Annotated in this window: 7 protein-coding genes; 3 read left to right on the top strand and 4 right to left on the bottom strand. The window is 73.1% G+C overall.

Features of this window, described 5'->3' with window-relative positions; translation table 11 throughout:
• The 3 genes from E1285_RS40840 to E1285_RS40830 form a co-directional block, all read right to left on the bottom strand.
• The coding region (locus tag E1285_RS40840) for an ATP-binding protein (RefSeq protein ID WP_165966971.1) at positions 1-2,561 on the bottom strand (2,561 nt) is incomplete at its 3' end.
• Between the two features lie 137 nt (positions 2,562-2,698).
• Positions 2,699-3,358: a response regulator transcription factor gene (locus E1285_RS40835; protein WP_132159970.1), complete on the bottom strand. Its 660-nt coding sequence runs from the start codon at positions 3,356-3,358 to the stop codon at positions 2,699-2,701.
• Positions 3,359-3,378: 20 nt separating this feature from the next.
• Positions 3,379-4,047 carry a TetR/AcrR family transcriptional regulator gene (locus E1285_RS40830; RefSeq protein WP_132159969.1) on the bottom strand — a complete coding sequence of 223 codons (669 nt, stop codon included), beginning with the start codon at positions 4,045-4,047 and terminating at the stop codon, positions 3,379-3,381.
• Positions 4,048-4,112: 65 nt separating this feature from the next.
• Here E1285_RS40830 and E1285_RS40825 point away from each other — a divergent pair, with 65 nt between their 5' ends.
• The gene (locus E1285_RS40825) at positions 4,113-5,336 is read left to right on the top strand and encodes a transposase (RefSeq protein ID WP_347814126.1); all 1,224 of its coding nucleotides are present in this window, start codon (positions 4,113-4,115) and stop codon (positions 5,334-5,336) included.
• Positions 5,337-5,491: 155 nt separating this feature from the next.
• Here E1285_RS40825 and E1285_RS40820 read toward each other — a convergent pair whose 3' ends face one another.
• Complete coding sequence (locus E1285_RS40820; RefSeq protein ID WP_132159967.1) at positions 5,492-6,472, bottom strand: ABC transporter permease; 981 nt, start codon at positions 6,470-6,472, stop codon at positions 5,492-5,494.
• A 164-nt stretch (positions 6,473-6,636) separates the two neighbouring features.
• Here E1285_RS40820 and E1285_RS40815 point away from each other — a divergent pair, with 164 nt between their 5' ends.
• Both E1285_RS40815 and E1285_RS40810 read left to right on the top strand, forming a co-directional pair.
• Positions 6,637-7,305 carry a lysophospholipid acyltransferase family protein gene (locus E1285_RS40815; RefSeq protein WP_243723405.1) on the top strand — a complete coding sequence of 223 codons (669 nt, stop codon included), beginning with the start codon at positions 6,637-6,639 and terminating at the stop codon, positions 7,303-7,305.
• A 245-nt stretch (positions 7,306-7,550) separates the two neighbouring features.
• Entirely contained in the window at positions 7,551-8,594 is a 1,044-nt protein-coding gene (locus E1285_RS40810) for an SUKH-4 family immunity protein (protein ID WP_347814125.1), read from the top strand.
• Positions 8,595-8,722 lie beyond the last annotated feature (128 nt).

Below are 8,722 nucleotides of genomic sequence, written 5' to 3'. Positions count from 1 at the left end.
CGCACCCCCTGCCCGGCGGCGCGCAGCTCCCCGCGGGCCCGCTCCGCCCACGGGACCGCGCCCAGCCGCTCGAAGATCTCCAGCGCCGCGCCGAGCCGGGCCCTGGCCTGCGCGCGGCGCCGCGACCGCCGCAGCCACTCGCCGTACAGCAGTTCCGTGCGGGCCCGTTCGAACGGCCGCCCGCCCTGCCGGTGGGACGCGAGCGCCAGCGCGAAATGCCGGTCCGCCGCCTCGCCCGTGCCGCCGCCTCCCGTGCCGCCGCCCCCGGTGTCGCCGCCTCCGTTGTCGGCGGCGAGCAGCGCCCGGCAGCGCGAGGCGACGCCGTCCGCCCACGGCTGCCGCGCGTTGCGAGCGAACGCCGCGAGCCGCGCCATCGCCTCCTCACCGGCGCCGGGCCGCCCCGAAGCCACGGCGGCCTCCACGGTGTCCGCGAGCGCGAGGATCACCGGCGGACCGCACGCCGCCGTACCTCGATGCCCATCGTGCTTGTGCGCGTCCGGGAGATCGTGCCTGTGCGCGTCCGGGAGATCGTGCCTGTGCGCGTCCTGGAGATGCTCTAAGGCGTCCTCGGGGCGTCCCAGACCGAGGGCGAGCAGCCCGAGCGCGTCCCCCACCCGGCCATCGGCGGACAGCGCGCGGCAGCGGACCTCGTCCCCCTCGATCGCCGCCTGCCGCGCCTGGATCGACCGCAGCGCCGCGGCCTGCCGGTGCTGCCCCGCCTCCTCGGCGATCTCCAGCGCCTCGCGGGTCAGCGCGCGGGCGTCGTCGTGCGCGCCGTGGAAGAGCCGCGACCACGCCCGCACCCCGAGGCCGCGCGGCACGAGCGCGAGGATCCCGCGTGCGCGGCACCGCTCGACCAGCCGCGCGGCCATCTCCCCGGCGGCCGCGTCGTCACCGGACAGCAACGCGACCTCGGCACTCACCAGCCACAGCCGCTCGTCCGCCTCCCCGCCCACGTCGGCGAGGAGGCGCCTGGCGTCCGCGACATCACCGTCAAGCAACGCCGACAGCGCCCGCATCATCTCCGAAGGCCGGCCTGGGGAGTCCTGGTGTGCGGCGTGCTGGTCTCTTGCCTGGACGGCCGTCTCCCGGTCGCCGCAGGACCACGCATGGAACACGGCCTCTTCGAGCATGCGCGCGCGGATCTCCGGGTCGTCGCAGCTCCCGGCCCGTTCCAGCAGCAGCCGCCCGGCGGCCTCCGGGACGCCGTACTCCAGCTCGATACCGGCCCGCACGAGATCGGCGCGCGCCCGTGTCCCCTGACCGGAGTCCGCCCGCGCCGCCTCGTCGGCCAGCGCACGCGCCCGGCCGGAACGTCCCCCGGCCAGTTCCGCCTCGGCCGCCGACGCCAGCCGCCGGGCCCGGACCTCAGGTTCCCCCGCGAGGCGGGCGGCGCGCTCGTAGGCGAACGCGGCGGCCGGCGGCCCGTCCTGGTCCCGGATGTCGCCCGCGGCCGACTCCAGTTCGGCGGCGACCGCCTCGTCCGTCCCGAGGGCCGCGGCGGCCAGGTGCCGGACCCGCAGGTCCGCGTCGCCCGCCCGCGCGTGCACCTCGGCGAGTGCGCGGTGGACGGCGATCCGCCGCGTGACCGGGACGCCCTGGTACGCGGCGGCGCGGGCCAGCGGATGCCGGAAACCGATCGCGGCGCGGGTGACGGCCACCAGACCGGCGTCCTCGGCCGCCTCCAGCGCGTCGAACGGCACGCCCAGGCTCCGCGCCGCCCGCACCGCGATCCCCGGCTCCCCGGTGTCGTCGGCGGCCACGACGGCGAGCAGCACCCGCGTCGGTTCGGGCAGGTCGCGGACGGCCCGTTCGAACTCCACCGGCACCCGGGTGGGACGCCCCGACCCCGCGGCGGCGAACTCGATGAGCGCGAGCGGGTTGCCGCGCGCCTGCTCGACGGCGTGGTCACGCCGCCCCGCGGGGACGTGCGGCGCATGCTCGTCCAGCAGCAGCCGCGCGTCCTCGGCGTCGAGGCCGGTCAGGTGATATCCGGGGAGCCCCGCCCGTTGCCACATGGCGGTCTCGTCCCGGACCGCGATGTCGTCCCGGACCGCGATGAGGAAGACCACGTCGCGGGCGGCGACCCGGCGGGCGGCGAACAGCAGCGCGTCCGCGGACTCCCGGTCGAGCCACTGCGCGTCGTCCACCAGGCACAGCACCGGCGCGTCCGCCGCCGGCCCGCCGAGCAGGGTCAGCAGCGCCAGCCCGACGAGAAGCCTGTCCTCCGGTCGCGGCCGGGTGAGGCCGAGCGCCGCCTTCAGCGCCGCGGCCTGCGGTGCGGGCAGCCCCTCGAACCGGTCGTCACGGTCGCCGAGCAGCAGATGCAGGGCCGCGAAGGGGACCCCGGCCTCCGCCTCCATGCCGCTCCCGCGGAGCACGCGCATCCCGGCCGCCCCGCCCGCGACCTTCTCGGCGTGGTCCAGCAGCGCGGTCTTGCCGCTGCCGGCCTCCCCGCGCAGGATCAGGACTCCGCCGCCCGCGCCCTCCCGCGCACGCCCGACGAGGCGGTCGATCTCGGCGACTTCGGCCACACGTCCGTACAGCGCCTGCCCCACCATGCTTCGGAGCGTGTCACCGCACGTCAGCCCTGGCCAGTGCGGTGCACACCGATCCCCATGTGAATCGTCCGAGGGTCGGACCATGCGTTTCTCATACCGCCCCTAAACCCGGACCTTGCTCACACCGGCCCGGCGCTCTACACCCACCCGAAGTCGCGGGCGATGCGGACGGCGTCGATCCGGTTGCGGGCGTTGAGCTTGGTGATGCAGCTCGCCAGGTAGTTGCGGACGGTCCCGACCGTCAGGTTGAGCGCCAGGGCGATGTCGTCCACGTCAGCGCCCTCCGCCGCCAGCCGCAGCACCTGCGCCTCCCGGGGCGTGAGCGGGCTCTCCGGCTGGCGCAGCGCCACCAGCGCGAGCTGCGGGTCGACGACCTGCTCGCCCGCCGCGACACGGCGGATCGCGGTCGCCAGTTCCTCGGGCGGCACGTCCTTGAGGACGAAGCCGTGCGCGTGCGCGTCCAGTGCCCGCCGCAGGTCGCCGGGACGCCCGAGCCCGGTGAGGATGAGCACCCGGCACTCCGGCAGGCGCTCGTGCAGCTCCGCCGCCGCCGTCACGCCGTCCACACCGGGGAGGTCCACGTCGAGCACCGCCACGTCGGGCCGGTGCCGCAACGCCGCCTGGACGATCGCGTCGCCGGTCTCGATCTCCGCCACGACCTCCATGTCGGACTCCAGGTCCAGGATGCCCGTCAGCGCGCCGCGCAGGAGCGCGACGTCCTCGGCCAGCAGGATCCGGATCGCCCCGGGCACGGTCTCGACCGGCCCCGGGGAGAAGTCACCGTCCAAGCCCGCCATCGCTGATCACGTCCTCCAGATCACCCGTCCGGGGACTCCCGCTGCTCGCGGAAGACCGCCCTGATGAACAGTTCGGTGTGTCGCAGTGCCCTCTCCCTGGCCTCCCGCCGTTCGCCGGGCGCGGCATCGGCGTGCAACCACAGTAACCGCGCTTGGCCGATCGGCCCGAACAGCGCCCAGGCCAGATCGGCGGGACGGCCGAGATCCGGCGGGATCCGGCCGGTGTCGATCCAGCGCTGGAACAGCGGACCCATCTCGCTCATCGACCGCGCGATCGTGTCGCCGATGGAGGCGCTGTGCACCAGGCCGTCCCGGACCATCAGGCTGACGAACAGCCGTCCGCTCGGCGAGTCCCAGGCGTCGAGGACGTGCGCGACCAGCGCGCGGATGTACGCGGCCGGGTCGTCGTCGGCCAGCTCCGGGTCCAGTTTCTCCTGCCCGGAGACCAGGCCCTGCGGCCCCAGCGTGGCCATCGCCGCATCGAAGATGTCCTGTTTGCTGGCGAAATGCGCGTAGAGCACGCTCTCGCTGAGCCCGACCTCGCGGGCGATCGCGCGGATCGAGGTGCCCGTGTAACCCTTCTGCGCGAAGAGCCGCAGCGCCGCCTCGACGAGTTCCGCCTTGGTGTCCCCGGCCTCCGTCTTGGGCGGCCGTCCGGGACGCCGGCGCACCGGCCCCTCCGACTTCATCGGGCTTCTGGGGCGGATGCCCCATCCTTCGGGGTGGGAAGGAGGCGCCTCCGTCTGGTCATGTTGTGTCGGCCCTTCCCGCTAGTTTTGTGTGCGTGTCTCGTTACCGTTTGCAGCCGACGCCTTCTCAGGAGGCGGCGTTGCTGGAACTTTGCGGGCAGGCCAGGTTCGTGTGGAACCTGGCAGTCGAGCAGCACCGGTACTGGCGGCCGGGCCGCCGTTCGGCGCCGGGGTTGGCTGAGCAGTGCCGCCAGCTCACCCAGGCCCGCGCCGCATCCGAGTGGCTGCGCGCGGGTTCCCAGACGGTCCAGCAGCAGGCGCTCCGCGATTTCGCGCAGGCCATGGCGGGCTTCTTCGCCAGGACGCACCGGCGGCCGACGTGGCGCAAAGCCGGGCGGCACGAAGGATTCCGGATCGTCGGCCGACGCGGCATGCACTGGGAGGTGCGACGGGTGTCCCGCCGCGTCGGCCAGGTGCGCATCCCGAAGGTGGGGTGGGTGCGGTTCCGCTGGTCGCGCCCCGTCCCCGACGAAGTGAAGTCGTTCCGTGTGACGCGTGACCGCGCCGGGCGCTGGCATGTCGCGTTTGCGCATGTCCCCGACGCCATCCCCGCACCGGGCAACGGGGATGGCGTCGGGGTGGACCGGGGTGTCGCGGTCTCGGCGGCGCTGTCGACCGGGGAACTCCTGCACGCCCCTGGTCTCACGCGAGCCGAGGCCGCGCGGCTCCGGCGGCTGGAGCGCAAGCTGGCGCGGGCCCGCCGGGGGTCGGCCCGCCGCGCGGGTGTCAGGGCCGCCATCGCCTGCCTCAAGGCGCGTGAGGCGGACCGCCGCCGCGACTGGGTGGACAAGACCACCACCCGCTTGGCCTCCGAGTTCGATGTGATCGCGGTCGAGGATTTGAACGTGGCCGTCATGACCCGGTCGGCCAAGGGCACCATCGATGCACCTGGCGTGAACGTTCGGCAGAAGGCCGGGCTGAACCGCGCCATCCTCACCAACGGGTGGGGTGCCCTCGTCCAGCGGTTGGAGAACAAAGCGCCCGGACGCGTTGTCAAGATCAATCCCGCGTTCACGTCGCAGACCTGCCACGCCTGCGGGCACCGCGCACCGGACAACCGCGAGAGCCAAGCGGTGTTCCGGTGCGTGGCCTGCGGGCACCGGGCCAACGCCGACGTCAACGCGGCCATCAACATCCGAAATGCGGCAGGGCATGCCGTGTCTGCGCGGGAAGGGCCACGGGTTGCCGGGCCGGTGCACCGCGAACCCCAACTCGTCCTCCTCTCCTAGATCGATGAGTTGGAATCCCCCGCCTTCCGGCGGGGGAGGACGTCAAGGACACCTCTTACCTCCCCCCCGCGTCCCGTCTCATAGGGCTCGTCTTACAGGGCAAGCGTGCCGGAAGGTCCACCAGATGTTCCGGTGGACCCGCCCCTTCCGGTCCTTCACGAGCTGGTGGCCGGTTCCGGCGCCGCGTGGCCGCGCTGCCGAGTCTTCTTGGGGACCAGCACGAGCGCGAGCCCCGCCGCGGCCCACAGCGTGAGCACGAGCAGCGGCCCGCCGATCGCGCTGCCGTCGAAGTAGACGGTGTTGCGCACCGCGTTGATCGCGGCCGACACCGGCAGCCACTCGCCGAACGCCGCGTACCACTCGGGAATGAACCGCGGGCCGATGGGACCACCGCTCGCCGGGACGCCGATCGGGATGAACAGCAGCACGGTCAGCCCCGCCGCGGGCGGCCCTCCGGCACGCAGCGCTCCCGCCGCGAACGAGCTCACCGCGAACACCAGCAGGCTGCCGAGCCCCCACAGCTCCCAGGGCGCCCCGACGAGCGCGCCGGTCAGCCCCGCCGCGACCCAGGCGTTGACCCCGCCCAGCACGACCGACCCCGCGGCCAGCAGCCCGACCCGCCGCCCGGCTCCGGCCTTCGGCACGGCGAACGCGAGCAGGACCGCCAGCACGATCGCCGGGATGACCGTCGTGATCACGAAGAAGATCGCGGACACGCCGTTGCCGTCGTCGGCCGGCAGCGGCCGGACGTCCTCGACCGTGACCGGCTGACCGGTGGCCTGCCCGACGCCCTGGAACGCCTGCGTCAGCACCGCGTTCTCGATCTTCCCGGTCGCGCCCGCGACGATCAGCGCGGCCCCGCCCTGGCCGGGGACGAACACCGCGTCCACGTCCCGGTCGAGCAGCGCGTCCCGCGCCGCCTTCTCGGTCTCGTACGCGGCGAGGTCGAACGCGCCGTCCGCGCGCTTGTCCATTTCCGCGCCGAGCCGGTCCACCGCGTTCTCCGGCCCGACCACCGCGACGGGGACCCCGTGCGGCTCCGGCTTGTGCAGGGCGCCCAGGAACGACCCCGCGAACACCATCCCGAGCAGCGCCACCACCACGATCACGGCGATGGGCTTTCCCTTCTCATGCATCCCTGCCTCCTCGGTCCGTCTCTTGCTCTCGGTCGATGCTCAAAAAATAAGCGAGCGTTCGATTAATTTCCAGTGGCGCAAGCATGACGCCCGTCACATGGCGGATTCGGCTTGCCCGCGGGCTCCTTAGATTCGGTCTCGCTACCCGAGTCGCAGGAGGTCGCGTGATCTACGGTGTCTTCTCGCGCTTCGCCGGGACCGTGCTTCGGCTTCTGCTGCGCCCCAAGGTGGAGGGCACGGCCAACATCCCGGCCGAGGGGCCGTTCATCCTGGCGTGCAACCACCTGTCGTTCGTCGACAGCTTCGCCCTGTCGCCGGTCGTCCGCCGCCGCCTCGTCTACCTGGCCAGGTCCGAGTACTTCGAGATGCCCGGACGGTTCGGCCGGCTGATCCGGTGGGGACTCTTCGCGCTCGGGAACGTCCCTGTCAAACGCGGCCCCACCCGCGCCGCCGTCCGCGCCCTGGAGCAGATCGCCGCCGTCCTGAACGCAGGCGGCGGTGTCGCCATCTACCCGGAGGGCAGCCGCTCCCCGGACGGCCGCATCTACCGGGGCCGCACGGGCGTCGCCTGGCTTGCCATGGCCTCCGGCGCCAGGGTCATCCCCGTCGCCATCGGGGAGACCGACCACATCATCCCGCTCGGCACGTGGCGCCCCCGGCTCCGCGTCCGCCCCGTCATCCGCATCGGGGAACCGATGGACTTCACCCGCTACCGCGATCTGCCCCCGGGCCGAGCGCGCCGCGTCATCACCGACGAGATCATGGACGCCATCTGCAAACTCTCCGACCGCGAATGGGTCGACGCCTACAATCCCCGCGCCGACGAAGAATGACCCGCCGCACGGTTCTGACCTGATCCCGGCGGCCCGCCGGTGTGATCCGAGTTTGGCGCGAACTTGTCGGGCTCTCTACTTTTGGGCGCTGCGCCCCACCATTCCCTCGCGGTACCGGGCCCCGCCTCCCGAGCGCGTCCCGTTGACGGGACGGCGGCGTCCGGTCGCGGAGGCCAGGCAGGGCTTCCGAGGTCGGCTGGCCTGCCGTCCATGCCCGATGGGGGAGGTGGCGCGCATGTACCTGGATGAGTCACAGCGGGGAGAGCAGCATGGAGAACGGCGCGGCAGGCGTGGTCGGTCCCGGTAATACCGCGGTATTCGGCTTCATGGATCCCTCGAAGGGGGAGTCCTCTGTGACCCGGCTCTCCGCGCCCGGGATGCCACCGGTCGAATTCCAGGTCTGGTACGAACTGCAGCGCATGGGAGTGCCGCTGGAAACGGTCACGTCCATCCACACCGACCTGCGGCCCAGCCTGCTTCCCGGCGGCTACGCCATCCATTTCATTTCGCGGTCGTTCCCGAACGCCGAGTTGTCCTGTTCTCATGATTACGGCACCGATCCGGAAGACCGCGCCCGGGGAATCCTGGCCTTGCACGAGCAGGCCACGATGATGAACCGCCTGGTCGGCCGGCCGCCGCCCCCGACTCCGCACCGCGTTCCGGTGCCGGTGAACCTGCAGCGGGCGCGACCGGTGAGCGACCGGGACCTCGGCAGGCAACTGGACGGGATCTTCGGGCCGCACGGCGTGCTGCGGTACCCGCCCGGCGCGCTCGCCGGGCAGCCGCTGCTGCCCGGGCCGACCCGGGCGACGCTGGTGGAGGCCGGGCTTCCCGCGGCGATGCCGTTCTTCTTCGTGGCGGACGACCCGCGGAACCCGCCGCCCGGCAGACTGTTCGCGGACGTCGCCACCCACCTGAGGGCGACCGGTACGGAGGCGGATGAAGACACCCTGCGGACCCTGTCCGGCCACGTACGGATAGGGACGGACGGCCTCTACGTCGTCACGGTCCGCTGCCGGGGCCCGGAAGGGTCACTGGGCACGGTCTGGGCGGCGAATCCGGAGACCGGCGCCGGCCGGTATGTGAACGCGTCGGCCGCGGCGTTCGCCCGCTCTCTCGCGCTGCTCGAAGTCGCCCGGTCACAGCTGCCGGGCCTGGACCCGGTCGAGGCGGGCGGCGTCCTGACCGCATTCCAGAGGCAGTTGGTCGGCATCGACGCGACCGCGCTGGCCAAGGGGATGAACTGGTGGTCGGTGCTGGTCGAGCAGATGTGGCACGGCCTGTTCTGAGGCGGCGCGGCTTCTGAGGCGGCGCGGCGCGGGCTGGGTCTGTGTCCTGGTTCAGGCAGTGACGTGGGCGGCCAGGAGTTCTCTGAAGTCGGCTTCGAATCGTTCGTAGTCGGCGCGGAGGTCGGGGC

It is taken from the genome of Actinomadura sp. 7K507, from assembly GCF_004348425.1.
Classification (GTDB): domain Bacteria; phylum Actinomycetota; class Actinomycetes; order Streptosporangiales; family Streptosporangiaceae; genus Spirillospora.
The sequence above is the reverse complement of the archived record's forward strand: the minus strand, read 5'-3'. Positions and strand labels throughout refer to the sequence as shown.

Excerpts from the sequence above, each read along its gene's own strand:
- E1285_RS40835 (WP_132159970.1), bottom strand. The coding sequence starts at position 3,358 with ATGGCGGGCTTGGACGGTGACTTCTCCCCGGGGCCGGTCGAGACCGTG.
- E1285_RS40830 (WP_132159969.1), bottom strand. The coding sequence starts at position 4,047 with ATGAAGTCGGAGGGGCCGGTGCGCCGGCGTCCCGGACGGCCGCCCAAG.
- E1285_RS40820 (WP_132159967.1), bottom strand. The coding sequence starts at position 6,472 with ATGCATGAGAAGGGAAAGCCCATCGCCGTGATCGTGGTGGTGGCGCTG.
- E1285_RS40810 (WP_347814125.1), top strand. The coding sequence starts at position 7,551 with ATGAGTCACAGCGGGGAGAGCAGCATGGAGAACGGCGCGGCAGGCGTG.